Origin of the sequence: Streptomyces hesseae (genome assembly GCF_031845785.1) — a bacterium.
Classification (GTDB): domain Bacteria; phylum Actinomycetota; class Actinomycetes; order Streptomycetales; family Streptomycetaceae; genus Streptomyces; species Streptomyces hesseae.
In genome coordinates this window covers 19188-41261 of sequence record NZ_JAVRFI010000033.1, presented here as the reverse complement: position 1 = coordinate 41261, position 22074 = coordinate 19188, and the positions used below count along the sequence as shown (strand labels likewise).

Sequence of the window (22074 nt, the reverse complement as noted above, 5' to 3'; positions counted from 1 at the left end):
CGATCCACGCGTACCACCGCGATCCACGCGCACCGCCGCGGGGAGCGCGTCCTCGCACCAGTGATGTGAACCAGCCGCCCCGAGCGCGGCGGGCGTTGGGCCGGTCGCCGCCGGCCGAGAGGGGTCCACCAGACGATGACGGCACCACTGCACGACACGGGACCGGCCGACGCCGGCGCCGCCCCCGTCGCCGACGGCATTCCACTGAGGACCATCGAGGGGCGCTCGCCCTGGCGGATCGCCTGGACACGGCTCAAGCGTGACAAGTTCGCCCTGGCGGGCGGGGCCGTCGTCCTGCTGCTCGTCCTCGTGGCGGTCCTGGCCCCGGTCATCGTGGGCCTGCTGGGGCATCCCCCGAACGAGTACCACGAGGAGCTGATCGACCCCCTCTCCAGCACCCCCAAGGGTTCCTGGGGCGGCATCGACTCCGACTTCCTCTTCGGCGCCGAGCCCGTCAACGGCCGGGACGTCTTCAGCCGGGTCGTCTACGGGGCCCGGGTCTCGCTGCTCGTGGCCTTCCTCTCGGCCGTCGTGGCGGTCGTGATCGGCACGGTCTTCGGCATCGTCGCCGGCTACTTCGGCGGCTGGGTGGACGCGGTCGTCAGCCGGGTCATGGACCTCCTGCTGGCCTTCCCGCAGCTGCTCTTCATCATCGCGCTCGTCTCCGTCGTCCCCAACTCCCTGTGGGGGCTGACCGGTTCGGGGGTGCGGATGGCCGTGCTGATCGCGGTCATCGGGTTCTTCGGCTGGCCGTACGTGGGCCGGATCGTCCGCGGCCAGACGCTCTCGCTCAGAGAGCGGGAGTACGTCGAGGCCGCCCGCAGCCTGGGCGCGGGCCGGCTGTACATCCTCTTCCGGGAGCTGCTGCCCAACCTGGTGGCGCCGATCACCGTGTACGCCACGTTGATGATTCCCACCAACGTCCTGACGGAGGCGGCGCTGAGCTTCCTCGGCGCCGGCGTCAAACCGCCGACCGCCTCCTGGGGGCAGATGCTCTCCAAGGCCGTCACCACCTACGAGGGCGACCCCATGTTCATGATCATCCCGGGTCTCGCCATCTTCGTCACCGTGCTGGCCTTCAACCTCTTCGGCGATGGCGTGCGGGACGCGCTGGACCCGAAGGGCTCGCGCTGACGCGCGACCCAACCCCTTCCCTCTTCGTACCCACCGCCCCTGTCGAACCGCCAGGAGGCCCCTTCCCGCACCCCCGCCGGCCCGTTCCGGGCGGCGACCGACCACGGAGGTCCGTTACATCGTGACAACCCAACGAACTTCGAGGCGCAGACTGGCCGCCGGGGCGGCGCTCGCGGTCGCGGCCCTGGTGACCACCACCGCCTGCGGCGGTGGCGGCGGCAAGAGCGAAGGCGGCGGCAAGGGCGGCAAGGCGGCGGGCTTCAACGCCGGTGTGAACAAGGTCGCCTCCGCCTCCGACAAGAAGGGCGGGGAGCTGAAGTTCATCGGCACCCAGGACGCCGACTCGTGGGACCCGCAGCGCGGTTACTACGGTTTCATGTGGGACTTCGCCCGGTACTACACCCGGACGCTCGTCACCCCCAAGCCGGCTCCCGGCCTGGAGAGCGTGACCGTCGTCCCGGACATGGCCACGGACACGGGCCGGCTCTCGGCCGACAAGAAGACCTACACGTTCAAGCTGCGTGACGGGCTGACGTGGGAGGACGGCCAGCCGGTCACCACGCAGCAGATCAAGTACGGCATCGAGCGCACCTGGGCCACCGACAAGATCTCCGGCGGCCCGCTGTGGCTGATGCAGGTCCTCGACCCCAACAAGGAGTACAAGGGCCCGTACAAGGACGAGAGCAAGGACAAGCTCGGCCTGAAGGCGATCGAGACGCCGGACGAGAAGACGATCGTCTTCCATCTGCCCAAGCCCAACGGCGACTTCCTCCAGATGCTGGCGATCCCCGCCGCGGCCCCGGTCCGCCCGGACAAGGACACCGCCGAGAAATACGGGTCCCGGCCGTTCTCCAACGGCCCGTACAAATTCGTCTCCTACACCCCGAACAAGGGCCTGGAGCTGGTCCGCAACGACAAGTGGGACCCGAAGACCGACACGGTCCGCAAGGCCCTCCCGGACAAGATCACGGTCAAGCTCACCACCAACGCCGACGACATGGACAACAAGCTGCTCGCCGGCGAGTACGACCTCGACATCAACGCCACCGGCCTGGGCTCGGCCGGCCGGCAGAAGGCGATGAACTCGTACAAGGCCAACGTCGACAACCCGCAGACCGGCTTCATCCGCTATGCGGCCTTCCCGAAGACCGTCGCGCCGTTCGACAACGAGCACTGCCGCAAGGCCGTCATCTACGCCGCCGACCACACCTCGATCCAGACGGCGCGCGGCGGCCCGCAGGGCGGCGGTGACATCGCGATCAGCATGCTCCCGCCGGTGGTCAAGGGCTTCGACCCGAACTACGACCCGTTCAATCTGAAGCAGGGCAAGCCCGACGAGGCCAAGGCCAAGGAGGAGCTGAAGGCCTGCGGCAAGCCCGGGGGCTTCAAGACCACGATCGCCGTGCGCAACAACAAGCCGCCGGAGGTCGCGACCGCCGAGTCGATGCAGGCGGCCCTGAAGAAGGTCGGCATCGACGCCCAGATCGACCAGTACGACGGCGCCCAGTCCACCGGCATCATCGGCGCCCCCAAGAACGTCAAGGACAAGAACTACGGAATCATCATCATGGGCTGGGGCGCGGACTTCCTCAGCGGCCAGGGCTTCCTCCAGCCCATCACCGACGGCCGCTTCATCCAGGAGAGCGGCAACCAGAACTACCCCGAGCTCAACGACCCCGAGATCAACAAGCTCTACGACCAGGCCATCGCGGAGATCGACGTCGAGAAGGCGGGGAAGATCTACCAGGAGGCCAACAAGAAGGTCACCGAGGGCGCCTGGTACCTGCCCTTCGTCTACGACAGGACGATCACCTGGCGCAGCTCCCGGCTGACCAACGCCTACACGTCCGACGCCTACAACGGCCGCTACGACTACGCCTCCCTCGGCGTCGGCAAGTGACCGTCGCGTCAAGTGACAGGCGCCGTCCAATGACAGACCGCACGCTCCGCCGGCGCACCCGCCGCTAGGCCCGAAGGGCAGGTGAGGGCCGCGCGCGGCGGTCCGGGGACCCCCGGGCGATACGGGGGTCCCCGGCCGCCGCCGGCCGACCGCAGTGTTCGCTTACATCGTCAGGCGGCTGTTCGCCGTCATCGTGATGCTCCTCGTGGTCACCCTGGTGACCTTCGGCATCTTCTTCGCGATCCCCAAGCTCACCGGGGCCGACCCCGCCGCGCTCTACGTCGGCAAGCAGGCGGACCCGGAGACCATCGAGGGCATCCGGCAGAAACTCGGGCTGGCCGACCCGATCCTGGTGCAGTTCTGGCACTTCGTCACCGGCATCTTCGCCGGGCGGGACTACACCGGCGGCGGCACCACCGTGCACTGCGACGTGCCCTGCTTCGGCTACTCCTTCCGCACCGAGCAGGACATCTGGCCGGTGCTCCAGGACCGGGTGCCGGTGACGCTGTCGCTGGCCGCCGGCGCCTGTGTGCTGTGGCTCATCGGCGGCGTGACCACCGGTGTGGTCTCCGCCCTCAAGCGCGGCAGCCTCTGGGACCGCGCGGCCATGACCGTCGCCCTGGCCGGCGTCTCGCTCCCCATCTACTTCACCGGCCTGGTCTCGCTCGCGGTCTTCTCCTACGGCCTGGGCTGGGTGGACGGCGACTACGTCGACCTGGCCGACGACCCGGCCGGCTGGGTCAGCGGGCTGATCCTGCCCTGGATCACCCTCGCCTTCCTCTACGCGGCCATGTACGCCCGGCTCACCCGCGCCACCATGCTGGAGATCCTGGGCGAGGACTACATCCGCACCGCCCGCGCCAAGGGGCTGCGGGAACCGGTGGTCATCGGCAAGCACGCCATGCGCTCCACGATGACCCCGATCCTCACCATCCTCGGCATGGACCTCGGCGCCCTCGTCGGCGGCGCGATCCTCACCGAGACCACCTTCAACCTGCCGGGCCTGGGCCAGGCGGCCGTGAAGGCCATCAGCGACCGCGACCTGCCGCTGATCCTCGGCGTGACGCTCATCGCGGCGACCGCCGTCGTCGTCGCCAACCTCGTGGTCGACCTCCTGTACGCCGTGATCGATCCCCGAGTGAGGCTCTCGTGACCACCACACCCGTGCCCGACGGCGGCGCCGTCGGCGAGCCTGTCGACGGTACGGCCCGGCCGACCGCCTTCCTCGACGTGCGCGACCTGCGCATCCACTTCCCCACCGACGACGGCCTGGTGAAGTCCGTCGACGGGCTCTCCTTCCAGCTGGAGAAGGGCCGCACCCTCGGCATCGTCGGCGAGTCCGGCTCCGGCAAGTCCGTGACCTCGCTGGGCATCATGGGCCTCCACACCGTCGGCCAGTACGGCCGCCGCAAGGCCCGCATCAGCGGCGAGATCTGGCTGGACGGCACCGAGCTGATGAGCGCCGACCCCGAGAAGGTGCGGCGGCTGCGCGGCCGCGAGATGGCGATGATCTTCCAGGACCCGCTGTCGGCCATGCACCCGTACTTCACCGTCGGCGCCCAGATCGTGGAGGCCTACCGGGTCCACCACGACGTGGACAAGAAGACCGCCCGCAAACGCGCCGTCGAGCTGCTGGACCGGGTCGGCATCCCCCAGCCCGACCGGCGCGCCGACGACTACCCCCACCAGTTCTCCGGCGGGATGCGCCAGCGCGCGATGATCGCGATGGCGCTGGTCAACAACCCCGAGCTGCTGATCGCCGACGAGCCCACCACCGCCCTGGACGTCACCGTGCAGGCCCAGATCCTGGACCTGATCCGCGACCTCCAGAAGGAGTTCGGCTCCGCCGTCGTCATCATCACCCACGACCTGGGCGTGGTCGCCGAGCTCGCCGACGACATCCTGGTGATGTACGGCGGCCGCTGCGTGGAACGCGGCCCGGCCGAGCAGGTCTTCCGCACCCCCCAGCACCCCTACACCTGGGGCCTGCTGGGCTCGATGCCCCGGATCGACCGCGACCAGACCGAGCGGCTGATCCCCGTCAAGGGCTCCCCGCCCAGCCTGATCAATGTGCCCTCCGGCTGCGCCTTCAACCCGCGCTGCCCCTACGCGGACGTCCCCAAGGGCGGCATCACCCGCACCGAGCGGCCCGAACTGCGCCCCGTCCCCGGCGCGGAGACCGGCCGGCCGCACCACTCCGCCTGCCATCTGGCACCCGAGGAGCGCACCCGCATCTGGACCGAAGAGATCGCTCCCAAGCTGTGAAGGACCAACAGATGACGATGTCCGCGCGGCCCGCGCCCGAGGCGGCCGAGCCCCTGCTGAAGGTCGAGGGCCTGGTCAAGCACTTCCCCATCGTCAAGGGCCTGCTGCGCCGCCAGGCGGGCGCGGTGCGGGCCGTGGACGGCCTGTCCTTCGACGTGCGCGCGGGGGAGACCCTGGGCGTGGTGGGCGAGTCCGGCTGCGGCAAGTCGACCATGGGCCGGCTGATCACCCGGCTGCTCGAACCCACCGCCGGGAGGATCGAGTTCGAGGGCAAGGACATCACCCACCTCAATGTGGCGGGGATGCGGCCGATGCGCCGCGACGTCCAGATGATCTTCCAGGACCCGTACTCCTCGCTGAACCCCCGGCATACCGTCGGCACGATCGTCGGGGCGCCGTTCCGGCTCCAGGGCATCGCGCCCGAGGGCGGGGTGAAGCGGGAGGTCCAGCGGCTGCTGGAGCTGGTCGGCCTCAACCCCGAGCACTACAACCGCTATCCGCACGAGTTCTCCGGCGGCCAGCGCCAGCGCATCGGCATCGCGCGGGCGCTCGCGCTCAAGCCCCGGCTGGTCGTCGCCGACGAGCCGGTCTCCGCGCTGGACGTCTCCATCCAGGCCCAGGTGGTCAATCTCCTGGACGACCTCCAGGAGGAGCTCGGGCTGACCTACGTGATCATCGCCCATGACCTGTCGGTCATCCGGCACGTCTCGGACCGGATCGCGGTGATGTACCTCGGCAAGATCGTGGAGCTGGCCGACCGCGCCTCGCTCTACGAGACGCCCATGCACCCCTACACCAAGGCGCTGCTGTCGGCCGTGCCCGTGCCGGACCCGGGGCGGCGCACCAAGCGGGAGCGCATTCTGCTCACGGGCGACGTGCCCTCGCCGATCTCGCCGCCCGCCGGCTGCCGCTTCCACACCCGCTGCTGGAAGGCGACGGAGGTGTGCGGGACCGACGAGCCGCCGCTGCTGACGCTGCGGACCGGCCACCAGGTGGCCTGCCATCACCCGGAGAACGCACCGGAGACACCCGAACCGGTGACGGAAGGTGCGGGTGCGGAGTGAGTCTGCCAAGCTGAATTTCATTGATCGTTTCGGCTGTTGATCGAAACGAGTTGGTAAAGACCTGAGCACGGCGAGCACGGGGGAGTGCAGAGTCGGCGCGTCCGCCGCAATTGCGCTCGTACGTTCGAAGGGACGGCTCATGGCACTCTCCCGCCTGCTCCGGGATCGCTCCATACGCTCGACAGGCCGCCGGGTCCCGGCCAAGCTCCTGGCCCTCGCCACGGCCACCGCCTCCGCCTGGGTGGTGGCGGCCGCCCCCATGGCCTCGGCCCGCCCCGACTGGCCGCCGACCGCCGGTACCCCCGGCATCGGCGACACCTACTTCCCCGAGCTGGGCAACGGCGGCTTCGACGCCCTCCACTACGACCTGGACGTCGGCTACACACCGTCCAGCGGCCGCCTGGACGGCAGGACGACCGTCACCGCGCGGGCCACCAAGAGCCTCTCCTCCTTCGACCTGGACCTCCAGCAGCTCACGGTCTCCAAGGTCGAGGTGAACGGCTTGCCCGCCGCCTTCTCCCGGGTGGGCGACGAGATCCGGATCCGCCCGGCGCTCCCGCTGATCAAGGGCCACACCTTCACCACGACCGTCACCTACGGCGGGATACCCCAGCCGCTCAGCGGCCCCATCATCTTCGGCTCGAAGTACGGCTGGATGAAGACCAAGGACGGCGTCTTCGTGGCGTGCGAGCCCAACGCCGCCTCCACCTGGTTCCCCTCCAGCGACCACCCCTCCGACAAGGCCACCTTCGACATCCGCATCCGGGCCCCCAAGGGCCTGACCGCCGTCTCCAACGGCAGACTCCTCGCCACCCGCGACCAGGGCGACACCACGATCACCCACTGGCGGGAGAGCAAGCCGATGGCGCCCTACCTCGCCACCGCCACGATCGGGAAGTTCGACGTGCGCAAGGGCGTCACCCCCGGCGGCACCCCCATCTACGTCGCCACCAATCCCGCCCTGCCCACGGACAAGCTCGACTTCTACGGCATCACCTCCGAGGCCACCGACTACTGGTCCAAGCTCTTCGGCCCGTACCCCTTCGAGGAGACGGGCGCCATCGTCGACGACATGCCGCAGGCCGAGTTCTCGCTGGAGGTCCAGACGAAGCCCGTCTACTCCGCCGTGCGCGACGAGGCGACGGTCGTCCACGAGCTGGCCCACCAGTGGTTCGGCGACTCGCTGTCGGTCGAGCGGTGGAAGGACATCTGGCTCAATGAGGGCTTCGCCACCTACGCCGAGTGGCTGTGGGACGAGCACAAGGGCCGCAAGAGCGCCCACCAGTCCTTCCTGGAGGCGTACAACGCGCACGCCGCCGACGACGCCTTTTGGAAGCTCGACGTGGCCGACCCCAAGCGCGACACGATGTTCTCGCGGTCCGTCTACTACCGGGGCGCGATGACGCTCCAGGCGCTGCGCGAGCGCATCGGCGACAAGGCGTTCTTCAAGCTGCTGCCGCTGTGGACCAAGCTCCACAAGGGCGGCAACGTCCGCACCGCCCAGTTCACCGGCCTGGCCGAGGCGGTCTCCCACCAGGACCTGAGCGACCTCTTCCGGACCTGGCTCTCCACGCCGCAGAAGCCGAAGCTGCCGTAGCCGCCGGGGGCGCGCCGGTCCGCATTCCGGGACGAGTCGGGAGCGCGGCCGCCGGCGCGTAAGAATGTCTGGTGCTCACCGATCTGTTCAGTCCCTCCGTCCAGCACTCGCTCGACCTCGCCGGGATCTTCGTCTTCGCCATGTCGGGCGCCCTGCTCGGCGTCCGCAAGAACTTCGACGTATTCGGCATGGCGGTGCTGGCGGAGGTCACGGCGCTGGGCGGCGGGCTGTTCCGGGACCTGATCATCGGAGCCGTGCCGCCCGCCGCCTTCACCGACCTGGGGTACTTCCTCACCCCGCTGGTCGCCACCGCGATCGTCTTCTTCCTCCACCCGGAGGTGGAGCGGATCACCAAGGCGGTGAACGTCTTCGACGCCGCCGGGCTCGGGCTGTTCTGCGTCGCGGGCACGGTCAAGGCCTACGGGCACGGGCTCGGCCTGACCTTCGCCGCCACCCTCGGCCTGGCCACGGCGGTCGGCGGCGGTGTGCTGCGCGACGTCCTGGCCCACGAGGTCCCCTCGCTGCTGCGCTGGGACCGCGACCTGTACGCCGTGCCCGCCATGGTCGGCTCCACCATGGCCGCGCTGCTCATCCGCTACGACGCGCTCAACGTCTCCACCAGCATGCTGTCCGCCGCCGTCGCGTTCGTCCTGCGGCTGCTCGCGATGCGCTACCACTGGCGCGCCCCGCGCGCCTGGCACCGGCGCAGCGCGGCGGTCGAGGACCCTGCCCAGGGGTAGACAGTCAGGCGTAAACCGTCGGGCGGAACGTTTTCCCACTAGCGTTTCCCACATGGCACCGGGAACCACAGGAACCACGGGAACCATCGGCGACAGCGAGTTCGACCGGGACACCGCGATCTCGGCCAACGGGCCGGGCGGCGGCTACGACGCCCACCTCCACCCGGGCTGGACCGTCTTCGGCGCCCTCAACGGCGGCTACCTCCTCGCCCTGCTCGCCCGCGCCCTGCGCGACGCGCTGCCCCACCCCGACCCGTTCACCGTCACCGCCCACTACCTGAGCGCCTCACGGCCCGGCCCCGCCGCCATCCGCGTCGAGCCGCTGCGGACGGGCCGTTCGCTCTCCACCGGCCAGGCCCGCCTCCTCCAGCGCGCCGAGGACGGCACCGAGACCGAGCGCGTCCGCGTCCTGGCCGCCTACGGGGACCTGGCCGCCCTCCCCGACGACGTCCGCACCATCGCGACGCCCCCGCCCCTGCCGCCGTACGAGGAGTGCCGGGGCCTCCTCGACCCCGGACCGGCCATGGCGGTGCCCGTCCCCGAACTGGTCCACCGCCTCGACTACCGCCTCGACCCGGCCACCACGGGCTGGATGACCGGCCGGCCGAGCGGCCGGGGCGAGATCCGCGCCTGGTACGGCCTCGCGGACGGCCGCGCCCCCGACCCGCTCTCGCTGCTGCTGGCCGTCGACTCGCTGCCGCCCACGGCCTTCGAGTACGGCGTCACCGGAGTGGTGCCGACCGTCGAGCTGACCGCCCACATCCGCCACCGCCCCGCCCCCGGCCCCCTCCGGATCCTCAAGACCAGCCGCAATCTCGCGGGCGGCTACATGGAGGAGGACGCGGAGGTCTGGGACAGCCGGGACCGCCTCGTCGCCCAGTCGCGCCAACTGGCCCGTCCGTCGCTCTGAGCGCCCGTCACCACCTGCTCACACCTCCCGGCCCAGCCACGCCGCCAGCCGGACGTAGGCGTCCGCGCCCTCGGGCGCCGGACGCACCGGCCCGAACGGCACGGGAGCGCCGCGCCGCTCCGCCGGGAGCACCCGGCGCGCCCACTCCAGGGCGTACTCGGCGAGCTCCTGGTCCAGGGGCAGCGGGTGGCCGAGGGCGGCGGACAGGTCCCAGGCGTGGCCGACCGCCTCCAGCACACAGCCCGAGGAGAGGTACGCCCGGCCCGGCAGCTCGCCCCACGGCACGGACACCGGCGCGTCCAGCTTCGCGTCGTCGGCCCACACCTCGCCGAAGAGCGCGCGGGCCTCGTCGTACGCCTGGAGCCAGCCGTCGTCCGGCACGTCCTCGGCGGCCTCCAGCGTCACGTCCGCGCCGGTCCGGCCGAGCTCGGCGGCGGCCCGGACACCGCCCACGAGATGCGCCAGCAGACCGCGCACGTCGAACCCGTCGCAGGGCGTGGGGTCGCCGAGCGCCTCGGGCTTCACCCGGGCCATCAGGGCCGCCACCTGGTCGGTGGCACGGGCGTAGAGGGGGCGGGGGTCGAGGTCCATGGGTCAGTGCTCCTTGCGCGGGTCCTGCACGGGGTGATCGGTCGAACAGGAGCACCCTCCCGCCATAACCTGACACCCGCCGTCAAGTTTTCCCCGCCTCCTGCGAGATTCTTGATCACGTGAAATCCGACCGGCTGCTGTCGATACTCCTGCTGCTCCAGAACCGGGACCGGGTGCCCGCCGCCGAGCTCGCCCGGCGCCTGGAGGTGTCCGTCCGCACCATCTACCGCGACGTCGAATCCCTCTCCGCCGCCGGCGTGCCCGTCTACGCCGAACGCGGCCGCCACGGCGGCATCGCCCTGCTCCCCGGCTACCGCACCGACGTCACCGGCCTCACCGCCGACGAGGCCCGCGCCCTGTTCGTCCTGGCCGGCCCCAGCGCCCACGCCGACCTCGGCCTCGACGGCGCCCTGGGCTCCGCCCTGCGCAAGGTCATGGCCGCCCTGCCCGCCCCCCACCGCCCCGCCGCCGAGGCCATCAGCCGCCGCATCCACATCGACCCCGTCCGCTGGGCGGCCCCCACCCACGCCGTCGACCTCGGCGAGCTGCGCACCGCCGTCTTCACCGACCTCCGGCTGCGCCTGCGCTACCGCCACGGCGGCACGGCCGAACCGAGCGCGTACACCGTCGACCCCTACGGCCTCGTCGCCAAGGCCGGCGTCTGGTACCTCGTCGCCGACCACCGCGGCCGCCCCCGCCTCTACCGCGCCGACCGCGTGCTGAGGGCGACCCTCACGGACGAGCCGGTACGCCGACGGGCCGGCCAGGAGCTGACGGACGTCTGGGAGGAGCTGCGCCGCGAGGTCGAGGGCCGGCCCGCGGAGCTCCTGGTGACGGCCCGGGTGCGCCGCTCCCGCCTCGCCACGCTCCTGCGCCTGCGCGGCCGGCAGCTCACCGGGCCGCCGTCCGAGGGCGACCCCGCGACCGTGGAATTCGCCTTCGCAGGCCCGGAGGACGTGCGATCCCTGCTGGCCTACGGCCCGGACCTGGAGGTGGTCTCGCCGGAGTCGGCGCGGCGGGAGCTGGCGGCGGCCGCCCGGGCCGTGGTGGAGCTGTACGGCCCGGGACGACCCGGCGCATAATCGGATGCCGCCTCCGGGGCCGGAACACCCCGCCACGGTCCCGGGCCGGGCCTCGTAGAATCGTGCCCACCATGGCTTACCTCGACCACGCCGCCACCACCCCGATGCTCCCGGAGGCGGTGACGGCGATGACCGCCCAGCTGCCCCTCGCCGGCAACGCGTCCTCGCTGCACGCCGCGGGCCGCCGCGCCCGCCGCACGGTCGAGGAAGCGCGCGAATCGCTCGCCGCCTCGCTCGGCGCGCGCCCCAGCGAAGTGGTCTTCACCGCGGGCGGCACCGAAGCCGACAACCTCGCCGTCAAGGGCCTCTTCTGGGCACGCCGCGCCGCCGACCCGGCCCGTACGCGCGTCCTGGCCAGCCCCGTCGAGCACCACGCGGTGCTCGACGCGGTCCACTGGCTCGCCGAGCACGAGGGCGCGACGGTCGAGTACCTGCCGGTCGACTCCTACGGCCGGGTCCACGCCGACGCCCTCCGCGAGGCCATCGCCCGTAACCCCGACGATGTCGCGCTCGCCACGGTGATGTGGGCCAACAACGAGATCGGCACGGTGATGCCGGTCCGCGAACTGGCCGACGCGGCTTCGGAATTCAACGTTCCGCTGCATGCCGACGCCGTACAGGCCGTCGGCCAGCTCGACGTGGACTTCGCCGCCTCCGGGCTCGCCGCGATGACCGTCAGCGGCCACAAGATCGGCGGCCCGTACGGGATCGGCGCCCTGCTGCTGGGCCGCCAGTACGCGCCCGTACCGCTGCTGCACGGCGGCGGCCAGGAACGACACGTGCGCTCCGGCACCCTCGACGTCCCGGCGATCGCCGCCTTCGCGGTGGCGGGCCGGCTGGCCGCCGAGCGGCGCGCGGACTTCGCCCGGGAGATCGGGGCGCTGCGGGACGAGCTGATCGAGGGCGTCCGGGCGGCCGTCCCCGACGCGGTCCTCGGCGGCGACCCCGACCCGGCGGGCCGGCTGCCCGCCAACGCCCACTTCTCCTTCCCGGGCTGCGAGGGCGACTCCCTGCTCCTCCTCCTCGACGCCCAGGGCATCGAATGCTCGACCGGCTCCGCCTGCACGGCCGGCGTCGCCCAGCCCAGCCACGTTGTCCTGGCCACGGGCACCGACCCCGACCTGGCCCGCGGCACCCTCCGCTTCTCCCTGGGCCACACATCGACGCACGAGGACGTCACGGCGGTCGTCGAGGCGATCGGCCCGGTGGTGGACCGGGCCCGCAGCGCCGGGCTGAGCTAAGAACGCGCCGGTTTGTGGGCAGGCGTTCCGCAGGGCGGAACGGGTGGGCACAAACCGGCCACCGGCCCGCACCCGCACCTCCCGGGGCACCCCGTACCCTGGAAGGGTTATGACTGACTTCCCGGGCGCCCCCGATCCCACAGCTCCCCGCAAGGGGCTCCGCGTGCTCGCCGCCATGTCCGGCGGCGTCGACTCCGCCGTCGCCGCGGCCCGCGCCGTCGAAGCCGGGCACGACGTGACCGGTGTGCACCTCGCGCTCTCCGCGAACCCACAGTCCTTCCGGACCGGCGCGCGCGGCTGCTGCACCATCGAGGACTCCCGCGACGCCCGCCGCGCCGCCGACGTGATCGGCATCCCCTTCTACTGCTGGGATCTGGCCGAGCGCTTCCGCGAGGACGTCGTCGAGGACTTCGTCGCCGAGTACGAGGCCGGGCGCACGCCCAACCCCTGCCTGCGCTGCAACGAGAAGATCAAGTTCGCCGCGCTGCTGGACAAGGCCCTCGCACTCGGCTTCGACGCCGTCTGCACCGGTCACTACGCCACGGTCGTCCGGGGCGAGGACGGCACCCGCGAGCTCCACCGCGCCAGCGACATGGCCAAGGACCAGTCCTATGTCCTGGGCGTCCTGGACGAGCGCCAGCTCGCCCACGCGATGTTCCCGCTGGGCGACACGATCACCACCAAGGACGAGATCCGCGCCGAGGCGGAGCGCCGGGGCCTGGCCGTGGCGAAGAAGCCCGACAGCCACGACATCTGCTTCATCGCCGACGGCGACACCCAGGGCTTCCTGGCGAAGCGGCTGGGCCGGGCCGAGGGCGACATCGTCGACGAGGCCGGCAACACGATCGGCTCCCACGAGGGCGCCTACGGCTTCACCATCGGCCAGCGCAAGGGCCTCCGGATAGGCCGCCCGGCCCCGGACGGCAAGCCGCGCTACGTCCTGGACATCTCCCCGGTGAACAACACCGTGACGGTGGGCCCGGTGGAGGCCCTGGACGTCTCGGCCCTCACCGCCATCAAGCCGCGCTGGTGCGGTGTGGCCCCGGCCGGGCCCGGCACGTACACGGCCCAGCTGCGCGCCCACGGCGGCGAGACCGAGGTGACGGCCGAGCTCGTCGGCGACGAGCTCCGCGTCCGCTTCACCGAGCCGGTCCGCGGCGTGGCTCCCGGCCAGGCGATCGTCCTCTACGACGACACGCGTGTCGTCGGCTCGGCGACGATCGCGACGACGGAGCGGGCGCGCGCGGGAGCGGCGGGCTGAGCACCGCCCCCGCACGCCCCCGTGCGGGGATCAGCGCTCGATCGTCCGCGTCACGTTCGTGACCTCGCACCTGCCGCCGCTGCTCGGCGAGCCCGCCTTCGGCACATACGGGGTGGAGACGTCGAGCGTGCTCGACTTGCCCGGCATCACATACGGGATGGACGGGTTGCGGACGGTGGTCCTGCCCTCCGGGTCCGTGAACTTCACAGTCAGGCGGTAGGTGTACTTGAGGGTCACGCTGCCGTTGGTGGCGCTGAGCTTCGCCGTGATGCCGAGGCGGTCGGTGTAGGCGCAGTCCGTGATCTTGATGTCGCGCATGGCGTCGTCGCCGCTGCCGCCCCGGCCGCTGCCGTTGGAACCGAGCACGGACGAGCCGCCCGAGGAGGACGAGGAGTCGCCGGTACCACCACCGGTGGTCGTACCGCCGCTCGTCGTCCCCCCGCCGCTGAAACCGCCGCCGGTCGACGTGCCCCCGCTCGTGCCCCCGCTTGTGGAGGAGCCGCTGCTGTGGTGGCTGGATCCGCCGCCACAGCTCGCGCCGTGGTGGCCCCGGGCGCCCGTGAGGGCGACGACGACGATTCCGAAGACGGCCGTCGCGCGGACATGACGAAGCTTCATGCTGGAACTCCCCCGATGAAGTGACGAGATGCGTTGATCATTGACAAGCGCACGTCACGCTAACGGGGTGTTTACACATGGCCAAATCCCAACAGGTCACCGGCTGTTTCTGTGACACGACCGCGACAGAACGGCTTCAGAAAAAGGGACGGGCGGGATATTTTCAGCCGGTTCCGCGCACGACCTTGGCGATCTCGCACTTCGCGCCCTTCGTGGGGGCTCCCGCCTTCGGGCTGTAGGGGGCGGTGACCTCGTGGTCGTCCGAGCGGCCGGGGCGGACGAACAGGAGCGAGAAGTCCTGGGGTTCGAGCGCAGAGCCGTCCGGGGCCGTGAACTTCACGGTGACGGTGTAGCTGTAAGTGGCCGTCGCGCTGGGGTTCATGGCGCTCAGCTTGGCCGAGATGCCCACCTTTTCGACGTATGCGCAGTCGGAGATGGAGACGTCCTTCCTGCCGTCACCGGAGCCGTCGGTGGTGGCAGCGGCGGCGGCCGCGGAACCCGAGGAGCCCTTCCCGCTCGAGTCGCTGCCGCAGCCGCTCGCTCCGGTGAGGGCGATGATGACGAATCCGGATATGGCGGCGGTGCGGGACATGCGAATCTTCACTATGACTGCTTTCAGTGAAATGACGGAAAACGGCGCGGGGATTACGCCGCCGGTGAGTCCGCGTCACGCTAGGCATGCCATTACCGCTTTTGCGATACCGCCGGTAACACTGTGATCGGTTCGCGACCCATAAGAATCCGAATCCATATCGGAGACATAGGAAAACGGCCCGTAGCGTCCGGCTCGCCCGAAGACGGCACACAAAGGGACAGACGCGGCCTTACGGGGCCGGTGTCCGCCCCCGGCGCGGTGGGGCAAGCTGGGGGCATGGCAACACATGTGATCACCGGCTCCGGATCGGGCATCGGCGAGGCGGTCGCCCGGCGGCTGCACGAACGCGGCGACGAGCTCTGGCTCGTCGCGCGCGACGCGGGCCGGGCCAAGGAGCTCGCCGCGCGCTTCCCCGGCGCCCACCCCCTCGTCGCCGACCTCGGCAACCCCGACCGGCTCTCCTGGGCGCTCGGCCACCAGACCCTGCCCGAACGCGTCGACTCCCTGCTGCACATCGCGGGCGTCGCCGACCTCGGGGACGTCGGCGAGCTGACCCCCAAGACCTGGAACCGGACGCTCGCCGTCAACCTCGTCGCGCCCGCCGAGCTGACGCGACTGCTGCTGCCGCAGCTCCGCGTCTCGCAGGGACACGTCGTCTTCGTCAACTCCGGCGCCGGGCTGCGCGCGAACCCCGGCTGGGGCGCGTACGCGGCCAGCAAGCACGGCCTGAAGGCGCTCGCGGACTCCCTGCGGGCCGAGGAGCACACCCACGGCGTCCGCGTCACCAGCGTCTACCCGGGCCGCGTGGCCACCGCCATGCAGGTGAAGGTGCACCAGCAGGAGGGCAAGGAGTACGAGCCGGGCAAGTGGATCAGCCCGGAGTCGGTCATGGCGACGATCCTGCTCGCCCTGGACCTGCCGCGTGACGCGGAGGTCAACGACCTGTCGGTCCGCCCGGGGTACTCGGGCGGCTGAGGACCGGTCCCGTCGGGGCGGCCCCTTTCTCGTACCCTTCCTGAGTGAGCGAGAAGAGCAACGTCAGGAGCTGGGGCGCGGGGGCCGCGACCGGCGTCGGTTCGATGCCCGGGGGAGACGCGCGCGAGGCCGCGAAGACCGTCACCGGGTCGCTGGAAACGCTGCCGTACCTCCCGGAGCTGCCCGCGCGCGGGCCCGGGGCGGACATGATCGGCCGCACCGCCGGGATGCTGGTCGAGGTCTTCGCCCATCTGGAGCCCAGCGGCTGGCGCGTCGCCGACCGGCCCGGCCGCGACACCCGCCGCGCGCGTTCCTGGCTCGGCGAGGACCTGGACGCGGTCGAGGAGTTCACCCAGGGCCACGAGGGCGCCCTCAAGGTCTCCGCCGTCGGCCCCTGGACCCTCGCCGCCTCCCTCCAGCTGCGCGGCGGCGAGGCCGCCCTCGGCGACGCCGGCGCCTGCCGCGACCTCACCGGCTCCCTGGCCGAGGGCCTGCGCGACCACCTCGCCGAGGTACGCCGCCGGGTGCCCGGCGCCCGGCTCGTGCTCCAGCTGGACGAGCCCTCCCTGCCCGCCGTGCTGCGCGGACAGATCCGTACGGCCAGCGGCTACCGCACCCACCGGGCCGTCGACCGGGCCGTCGTCGAGGGGGCGCTGCGGGACATGGCGGCGGTCGCGACGGAGGCCGGCGCCGAGCTCGTCGTCCACTCGTGCGCCCCCGGCGTGCCCTTCGCGCTGCTGCGCCGCGCCGGAGTCACCGGCGTCTCGTTCGATTTCTCGCTCCTCACCGAGCGTGAGGACGATGCGATCGGTGAGGCGGTGGAGGCGGGCACGACCCTCTTCACGGGCGTGGTGCCCGGCGTGGACGGCCCATTGTCCGACCCTGCCGGTAGCGTCATGGGTGTCAGGACGCTGTGGCGCAGGCTGGGGCTGGCACCGGGGACTCTCTCGGAGTCCGTGGTCGTCACCCCGTCGTGCGGGCTCGCGGGCGCTTCGCCCGCGTATGCCCGGGCGGCCCTCGCCCACTGCGCCCGGGCGGCGAAATCACTCGCAGACAACCCTGAGTGACGGCGCTCATGGATCAACGGGAGGACGAGACGGTGGCTGTCGAACGGCGAGGCGAAGAGCTCGAGAAGCTCGCGGCGCAGGCGGCGGTGCCCGCCGAGGCGCGGGAGAAGCACGCCCTGCTGGCCGAGCAGGTCGAGGAGCACCGCTTCCGGTATTACGTGAAGGACGCCCCCGTCGTCAGCGACGCCGAGTTCGACAAGCTGCTGCGGTCGCTGGAGGCCCTGGAGGAGGAGCATCCGCCGCTGCGCACCCCGGACTCGCCCACCCAGAAGGTCGCCGGGGCGTACGAGACGGAGTTCACCGCCGTCGAGCACCGCGAGCGCATGCTCTCCCTGGACAACGCCTTCGACGACGAGGAACTGGCCGCCTGGGCCGAGCGCATCGCCAAGGACCTCGGGGAGGGCTCCGGCCACCACTTCCTCTGCGAGCTCAAGGTCGACGGCCTCGCCGTCAACCTCACCTACGAGCACGGCCGTCTCACCCGCGCCGCCACCCGCGGCGACGGCCGCACCGGCGAGGACATCACACCGAACGTCCGCACCATCACCGAGGTCCCCGACCGGCTCAAGGGTGACCGGATCCCCGCCCTCGTCGAGGTGCGCGGCGAGGTCTACTTCCCGATGGAGAAGTTCGAGGAGCTCAACGCCCGCCTGGTGGAGGCGGGCAAGGCCCCCTTCGCCAACCCGCGCAACGCGGCGGCCGGTTCGCTGCGCCAGAAGGACCCGCGCGTCACCGCCACCCGCCCGCTGCACATGGTGGTGCACGGCGTCGGCGCCCGCGAGGGCTTCGACATCGACTGCCAGTCGCACGCCTATGAGCTGCTGCGGGAGTGGGGCCTGCCCACCGCCGCGCACGCCGAGGTCTTCGGCTCGCTCGACGAGGTGCGGAAGTTCATCGCGCACTACGGGCAGCCCAAGGTCCGGCACTCCATGGAGCACGAGATCGACGGCGTCGTCGTCAAGCTCGACGAGATCCCCCTCCAGGGCCGGCTGGGCTCCACCGCGCGCGCCCCGCGCTGGGCCATCGCCTGGAAGTACCCGCCGGAGGAGGTCAACACCAAGCTCCTCGACATCCGCGTCGGCGTCGGTCGCACCGGCCGGGTGACGCCGCAGGCCGTCTTCGAGCCCGTCACCGTCGCCGGCTCCGAGGTCGAGTTCGCGACCCTCCACAACCAGGAGGTCGTCAAGGCCAAGGGCGTCCTCATCGGCGACACCGTCGTCATCCGCAAGGCCGGCGATGTGATCCCCGAGGTCCTCGGCCCCGTCGTGGATCTGCGCGACGGCACCGAACGGGAGTTCGTGATGCCCGCCGAGTGCCCGGAGTGCGGCACCGGGCTGCGCCCGATGAAGGAGGGCGACATCGACCTCCGGTGCCCCAACGCCCGCTCCTGCCCGGGCCAGATCCGCGAGCGGCTGTACTACCTCGTGGGCCGCGAGTGCCTCGACATCGAGAACTTCGGCTACGTGGCCGCCTCGGCCCTCACCCAGCCCCTGGAGCCCGCCACCCCGCCCATGCTCAACGAGGGCGACCTCTTCGATCTGACGATCGAGGAACTGCTGCCCATCAAGTCGTATGTGCGGGATCAGGACAGCGGTCTGCCCAAGATCGACCCCAAGACGGGCCAGGAGAAGGTCGTCACCTTCTTCGCCAACCAGAAGGGCGAGCCGAAGAAGAACGCCCTGGCCATGCTGGAGAACATCCAGGCGGCCAAGCAGCGCCCGCTGGCCCGGGTCGTCAACGGCCTGTCCATCCGCCATGTGGGCCCCGTCGCCGCGACGGCGCTGGCCCGCGAGTTCCGCTCCATCGACCGGATCGCCGAGGCCACGGAGGAGGAGCTCGCCGCCGTCGACGGCGTCTCGGACACCATCGCCACCGCCGTCCGGGAGTGGTTCGCCGAGGACTGGCACCGCGAGATCATCGAGAAGTGGCGGACCGCCGGGGTCCGGATGGAGGAGGAGGCCGGCGAGGAGGAAGGCCCGCGTCCGCTCGCCGGGCTGATCGTCGTCGTCACCGGTACCCTCACGGGCTTCACCCGGGACGCCGCCAAGGAGGCTCTCCAGAGCCGGGGCGCGAAGGTGACCGGGTCGGTATCGAAGAAGACGGACTTCGTGGTCGTCGGTGACAACCCCGGTTCGAAATACGACAAGGCGATGCAGCTGAAGGTCCCGGTCCTCGAAGAGGACGGCTTCACCGTCCTGCTGGAGGAAGGCCCCGAGGCGGCGCGCGAGGCGGCCGTGCCCCAGGAGGCCACCCCAGCGGAGTAATGCCCGCATAGGCAGTGGGCATTACCCCTACAGCGCGTACCAGATGGCTACAGAACGCCGGATCGCATTCGGGCAACCCCTGCCGATCGCTGCCCGCCGTAGCCTTCTGCGGCCTACTGTTGAGATGTGCGCCTGCCGTGGCGCGGGCACCGCCGGCTGTGAGAGGGACGGGCATGAAACCCACCACCGACAGCGCCGAACCGGCATCGCGGCCGCGGCGGCTCTCCCCGCCCGGCCTGCCGACGGTCTGCGTGGCCCTGGCCGCGCTCGGACTCACCGTCGGCGTACTGCGGGCGGTCGCCTCGGGCCGGGCCCTCTTCCCGGGCCAGACCGTCGGCTGGTCGCTCGCGACCCTCACCGCGCTCATCGTCGCCCATCTCGTCGCCCTCGGCCGGGACCGCTGGTGGGGCGGCACCGGATCCGGTGCCGCCCTCACCCTGGCCGTACTGCTCCTCTACGGCTGGCTCCCGGCCGTGCTGATCAGCATCGCGGTCGTCACCCTGGTGGCCACCGCCCGCCGCCACCGATGGCGGCAGGCCTTACTCCACGGCGCGGTCGACATCCTCGGCATCGCGGCCGCCGGTCTCGGCCTCGCCGCCTGCGGGATCACCGCCGGCGTCGAGAGCCCCTGGCTGCCCGACACCTGGCGGCTCTCCGACGCCCCCAGGATCGCCCTCGCCGCCTTCCTCTACCTCGCCGTCACCCGCGCGCTGCTCTGGTGGTCCATGGCCCCGCGCGCCGCGCTGACCAGCATCGCCCGCACCGCCCTGATGCGGCAGGCCCTCGTCGGCATCGCCCTGCTCGGCATCGCCCCGCTGATCGCGGTCGTCGCCGACCACTCGCCCGTCCTCCTGCCCCTCTTCGCGGTCCCCCTCATCGCCCTCGATTCCACCCTCTGGATCGCCCGCGCCCGCGCCGAGGAACAACTGCGCGACCCCCTCACCGGACTGCCCAACCGTCAGTGGCTGCTGGAACGCACCTGGAGCGCCCTGGACGAGGCCGAACGGGCCGGGGCCCGCGCCGCGCTCGTCCTGATCGACCTCGATCGCTTCCGGTCGGTCAACGACACCCTCGGTCATCTCGCCGGCGACCGGCTGCTCCTCCAGATCGCCGAACGGCTCCGGCTCGCCCTGCCCCGGGGCGCGGAGGCCGCCCGCCTCGGCGGCGACGAGTTCGCCGTGCTGCTGCCCACCGCCGACTCCCTCACCAGCGCCCAGCGGATCGCCCGTACGCTCGTCGCCGACCTCGGCTCCCCCCTCGACCTGGACGGGCTCACCCTCGTCCTGGAGGCCAGCGCCGGCGTCGCCGTCTACCCCGACCACGCCCTGGACGCGGAGGGGCTGCTGCGCCGGGCAGACGTGGCGATGTACCAGGCCAAGCGCGACCGCAGCGGCGTCGAGGTCTACGAGGCCCGCCGCGACGGCAACACCCCCGACCGCCTCGGCCTCCTCGGCGACCTGCGCCGCGCGCTGGACGCCGGCGAGGTCGAGCTCCACTACCAGCCCAAGGTCGGCTTCGACGGCCATGTCGAGGGCCTGGAGGCCCTGGTCCGCTGGGTCCACCCCGAGCGGGGCCGGGTCTCCCCGGACGAGTTCATCGCGATCGCGGAATCGTCGGGCCTGATGCCCCGGCTCACCGAGTACGTCCTGGAGACCGCCCTCGGCCAGGTCGCGAAGTGGCGGGCCATGGGCCTGGAGGTCCCCGTCGCGGTCAACGTCTCCCCGCGCGACGTCCACACCCCGGGCTTCGCGGGCTCCGTCGCCGCCCGCCTCGCCCGGCACGGCGTGCCCCCCGGAGCGCTCCAGCTGGAGATAACGGAACACGTGCTGCTGGAGGACCCGCAGCGCGCGGCCGACACGCTGGCCGGGCTCACCGGCCACGGCGTGAAGATGTCCCTCGACGACTTCGGCACGGGCTACTCCTCCCTCGTCCACCTGCGGCGCCTCCCGGTCAGCGAGCTGAAGATCGACCGTTCCTTCGTCGCCCGGCTCGCCATCGACAACGAGGACGCCGAGATCGTCCGCTGCACGCTCGACCTCGCCCATTCCCTGGGCCTCCTCGTCGTCGCCGAGGGCGTCGAGGACGACGAGACCTGGGAACGGCTGCGCGACCTCGGCTGCGACGCGGTCCAGGGCTGGCTCGTCGCGGCGGCGATGCCGCCGGACGAGACCACGGCCTGGCTCCGCCTCCGCGAATCCGGCGTCCGCCGCGAGGAGCCACTGACCACGGCGCCGACCCCGGCCCCGACCCCGGCCCCGGCGGAGGAGGACGCGGTGACCTGACGGCCGGGCCGCCCGCCGCCACGGCGATCAGCCACGCCGTACCGATCCGGCGCTGCCGCACCGCCCCCGGCCCCCCGAAACCGCCACAGGCAAAGCGCCAAGCGAAACCGTTTCGCGGGCACACTCCCCCGCGCCATAGGATTGGGGCGAAAACCACACGCCCGATAACCACCCTTGAGGATCGCTGCATGCCTGGCATCACGCGCGAGGAGGTCGCCCACCTCGCCCGGCTGTCGCGTCTGGAGCTGAAGGACGAAGAGCTCGACCACTTCGCCGAACAGCTCGACGTGATCATCGGCGCGGTCGCCCGCGTTTCCGATGTGGCCGACGAGGACGTACCGCCGACCTCCCACCCGCTGCCCCTGACCAACGTCATGCGTGCGGACGAAGTCCGCCCGTCGCTGACCCCCGAGGAGGCGCTCTCCGGCGCCCCCGCCCAGGAGCAGCAGCGTTTCAAGGTGCCGCAGATCCTGGGGGAGGACTGACCA

Annotated in this window: 19 protein-coding genes; 16 read left to right on the top strand and 3 right to left on the bottom strand. The window is 71.7% G+C overall.

Annotation, left to right across the window (positions count from 1 at the left end):
* The first annotated feature begins 135 nt into the window (after positions 1 to 135).
* The 8 genes from RM609_RS31670 (at position 136) to RM609_RS31635 (ending at position 9610) form a co-directional block, all read left to right on the top strand.
* Entirely contained in the window at positions 136 to 1134 is a 999-nt protein-coding gene (locus RM609_RS31670) for an ABC transporter permease (RefSeq protein ID WP_311615632.1), read from the top strand.
* Positions 1135 to 1255: 121 nt separating this feature from the next.
* Positions 1256 to 3034: an ABC transporter substrate-binding protein gene (locus RM609_RS31665; protein WP_311615630.1), complete on the top strand. Its 1779-nt coding sequence runs from the start codon at positions 1256 to 1258 to the stop codon at positions 3032 to 3034.
* Positions 3035 to 3188: 154 nt separating this feature from the next.
* The gene (locus RM609_RS31660; RefSeq protein WP_311615629.1) at positions 3189 to 4187 is read left to right on the top strand and encodes an ABC transporter permease; all 999 of its coding nucleotides are present in this window, start codon (positions 3189 to 3191) and stop codon (positions 4185 to 4187) included.
* A complete protein-coding gene (locus RM609_RS31655; RefSeq protein ID WP_438828585.1) occupies positions 4184 to 5299 on the top strand; it encodes an ABC transporter ATP-binding protein in 1116 nt (371 codons plus the stop codon). Before RM609_RS31660 ends, RM609_RS31655 begins: the two co-directional genes overlap by 4 nt.
* Before the next feature lie 11 nt (positions 5300 to 5310).
* Positions 5311 to 6363, top strand: a complete 1053-nt coding sequence (locus RM609_RS31650; protein WP_311615627.1) for an ABC transporter ATP-binding protein — start codon at positions 5311 to 5313, stop codon at positions 6361 to 6363.
* Positions 6364 to 6502: 139 nt separating this feature from the next.
* Positions 6503 to 7960 carry a M1 family metallopeptidase gene (locus RM609_RS31645; RefSeq protein ID WP_311615625.1) on the top strand — a complete coding sequence of 486 codons (1458 nt, stop codon included), beginning with the start codon at positions 6503 to 6505 and terminating at the stop codon, positions 7958 to 7960.
* A gap of 71 nt (positions 7961 to 8031) precedes the next feature.
* Positions 8032 to 8700, top strand: coding sequence for a trimeric intracellular cation channel family protein (locus tag RM609_RS31640; protein ID WP_311615623.1), 669 nt, complete (start codon positions 8032 to 8034; stop codon positions 8698 to 8700).
* A 52-nt stretch (positions 8701 to 8752) separates the two neighbouring features.
* The gene (locus RM609_RS31635; protein WP_311615621.1) at positions 8753 to 9610 is read left to right on the top strand and encodes a thioesterase family protein; all 858 of its coding nucleotides are present in this window, start codon (positions 8753 to 8755) and stop codon (positions 9608 to 9610) included.
* A gap of 18 nt (positions 9611 to 9628) precedes the next feature.
* Here the strand turns inward: RM609_RS31635 and RM609_RS31630 are convergent, their stop codons facing one another.
* Positions 9629 to 10201, bottom strand: a complete 573-nt coding sequence (locus RM609_RS31630; RefSeq protein WP_311615619.1) for a TIGR03086 family metal-binding protein — start codon at positions 10199 to 10201, stop codon at positions 9629 to 9631.
* Positions 10202 to 10320: 119 nt separating this feature from the next.
* Between RM609_RS31630 and RM609_RS31625 the strand changes: the two genes are divergently transcribed.
* The 3 genes from RM609_RS31625 to mnmA all read left to right on the top strand — a co-directional run bounded on the left by RM609_RS31625 (position 10321) and on the right by mnmA (position 13785).
* Positions 10321 to 11283: a helix-turn-helix transcriptional regulator gene (locus RM609_RS31625; protein WP_311615617.1), complete on the top strand. Its 963-nt coding sequence runs from the start codon at positions 10321 to 10323 to the stop codon at positions 11281 to 11283.
* A gap of 71 nt (positions 11284 to 11354) precedes the next feature.
* Positions 11355 to 12524 carry a cysteine desulfurase family protein gene (locus RM609_RS31620; RefSeq protein WP_311615615.1) on the top strand — a complete coding sequence of 390 codons (1170 nt, stop codon included), beginning with the start codon at positions 11355 to 11357 and terminating at the stop codon, positions 12522 to 12524.
* A gap of 109 nt (positions 12525 to 12633) precedes the next feature.
* Positions 12634 to 13785, top strand: a complete 1152-nt coding sequence (gene mnmA, locus RM609_RS31615; RefSeq protein WP_311615613.1) for a tRNA 2-thiouridine(34) synthase MnmA — start codon at positions 12634 to 12636, stop codon at positions 13783 to 13785.
* Between the two features lie 30 nt (positions 13786 to 13815).
* On the opposite strand, the gene RM609_RS31610 is transcribed toward mnmA, so the two are convergent.
* Together RM609_RS31610 and RM609_RS31605 are read right to left on the bottom strand one after the other, a co-directional pair.
* Positions 13816 to 14403 (bottom strand): hypothetical protein, encoded by a 588-nt coding sequence (locus RM609_RS31610; protein WP_311615612.1) that lies wholly within the window; start codon positions 14401 to 14403, stop codon positions 13816 to 13818.
* A 163-nt stretch (positions 14404 to 14566) separates the two neighbouring features.
* Positions 14567 to 14995, bottom strand: coding sequence for a hypothetical protein (locus RM609_RS31605; protein ID WP_311615610.1), 429 nt, complete (start codon positions 14993 to 14995; stop codon positions 14567 to 14569).
* A 279-nt stretch (positions 14996 to 15274) separates the two neighbouring features.
* Between RM609_RS31605 and RM609_RS31600 the strand changes: the two genes are divergently transcribed.
* From RM609_RS31600 to gatC, 5 genes are all read left to right on the top strand, one after another.
* Positions 15275 to 15973, top strand: a complete 699-nt coding sequence (locus RM609_RS31600; RefSeq protein ID WP_311615608.1) for an SDR family oxidoreductase — start codon at positions 15275 to 15277, stop codon at positions 15971 to 15973.
* A gap of 44 nt (positions 15974 to 16017) precedes the next feature.
* On the top strand, positions 16018 to 17040 hold the full coding sequence (locus tag RM609_RS31595; RefSeq protein ID WP_311615606.1) for a methionine synthase: 1023 nt from the start codon (positions 16018 to 16020) through the stop codon (positions 17038 to 17040).
* Positions 17041 to 17048: 8 nt separating this feature from the next.
* Positions 17049 to 19304, top strand: coding sequence for an NAD-dependent DNA ligase LigA (ligA, locus tag RM609_RS31590; RefSeq protein WP_311615605.1), 2256 nt, complete (start codon positions 17049 to 17051; stop codon positions 19302 to 19304).
* A gap of 173 nt (positions 19305 to 19477) precedes the next feature.
* On the top strand, positions 19478 to 21586 hold the full coding sequence (locus tag RM609_RS31585) for a putative bifunctional diguanylate cyclase/phosphodiesterase (protein WP_311615603.1): 2109 nt from the start codon (positions 19478 to 19480) through the stop codon (positions 21584 to 21586).
* A gap of 188 nt (positions 21587 to 21774) precedes the next feature.
* Complete coding sequence (gatC, locus tag RM609_RS31580) at positions 21775 to 22071, top strand: Asp-tRNA(Asn)/Glu-tRNA(Gln) amidotransferase subunit GatC (protein ID WP_311615601.1); 297 nt, start codon at positions 21775 to 21777, stop codon at positions 22069 to 22071.
* Positions 22072 to 22074 lie beyond the last annotated feature (3 nt).

Excerpts from the sequence above, each read along its gene's own strand:
- RM609_RS31670 (WP_311615632.1), top strand. The coding sequence starts at position 136 with ATGACGGCACCACTGCACGACACGGGACCGGCCGACGCCGGCGCCGCC.
- RM609_RS31650 (WP_311615627.1), top strand. The coding sequence starts at position 5,311 with ATGACGATGTCCGCGCGGCCCGCGCCCGAGGCGGCCGAGCCCCTGCTG.
- RM609_RS31645 (WP_311615625.1), top strand. The coding sequence starts at position 6,503 with ATGGCACTCTCCCGCCTGCTCCGGGATCGCTCCATACGCTCGACAGGC.
- RM609_RS31635 (WP_311615621.1), top strand. The coding sequence starts at position 8,753 with ATGGCACCGGGAACCACAGGAACCACGGGAACCATCGGCGACAGCGAG.
- RM609_RS31630 (WP_311615619.1), bottom strand. The coding sequence starts at position 10,201 with ATGGACCTCGACCCCCGCCCCCTCTACGCCCGTGCCACCGACCAGGTG.
- RM609_RS31620 (WP_311615615.1), top strand. The coding sequence starts at position 11,355 with ATGGCTTACCTCGACCACGCCGCCACCACCCCGATGCTCCCGGAGGCG.
- mnmA (WP_311615613.1), top strand. The coding sequence starts at position 12,634 with ATGACTGACTTCCCGGGCGCCCCCGATCCCACAGCTCCCCGCAAGGGG.
- RM609_RS31610 (WP_311615612.1), bottom strand. The coding sequence starts at position 14,403 with ATGAAGCTTCGTCATGTCCGCGCGACGGCCGTCTTCGGAATCGTCGTC.
- RM609_RS31605 (WP_311615610.1), bottom strand. The coding sequence starts at position 14,995 with ATGTCCCGCACCGCCGCCATATCCGGATTCGTCATCATCGCCCTCACC.
- RM609_RS31600 (WP_311615608.1), top strand. The coding sequence starts at position 15,275 with ATGGCAACACATGTGATCACCGGCTCCGGATCGGGCATCGGCGAGGCG.
- ligA (WP_311615605.1), top strand. The coding sequence starts at position 17,049 with ATGGATCAACGGGAGGACGAGACGGTGGCTGTCGAACGGCGAGGCGAA.
- RM609_RS31585 (WP_311615603.1), top strand. The coding sequence starts at position 19,478 with ATGAAACCCACCACCGACAGCGCCGAACCGGCATCGCGGCCGCGGCGG.
- gatC (WP_311615601.1), top strand. The coding sequence starts at position 21,775 with ATGCCTGGCATCACGCGCGAGGAGGTCGCCCACCTCGCCCGGCTGTCG.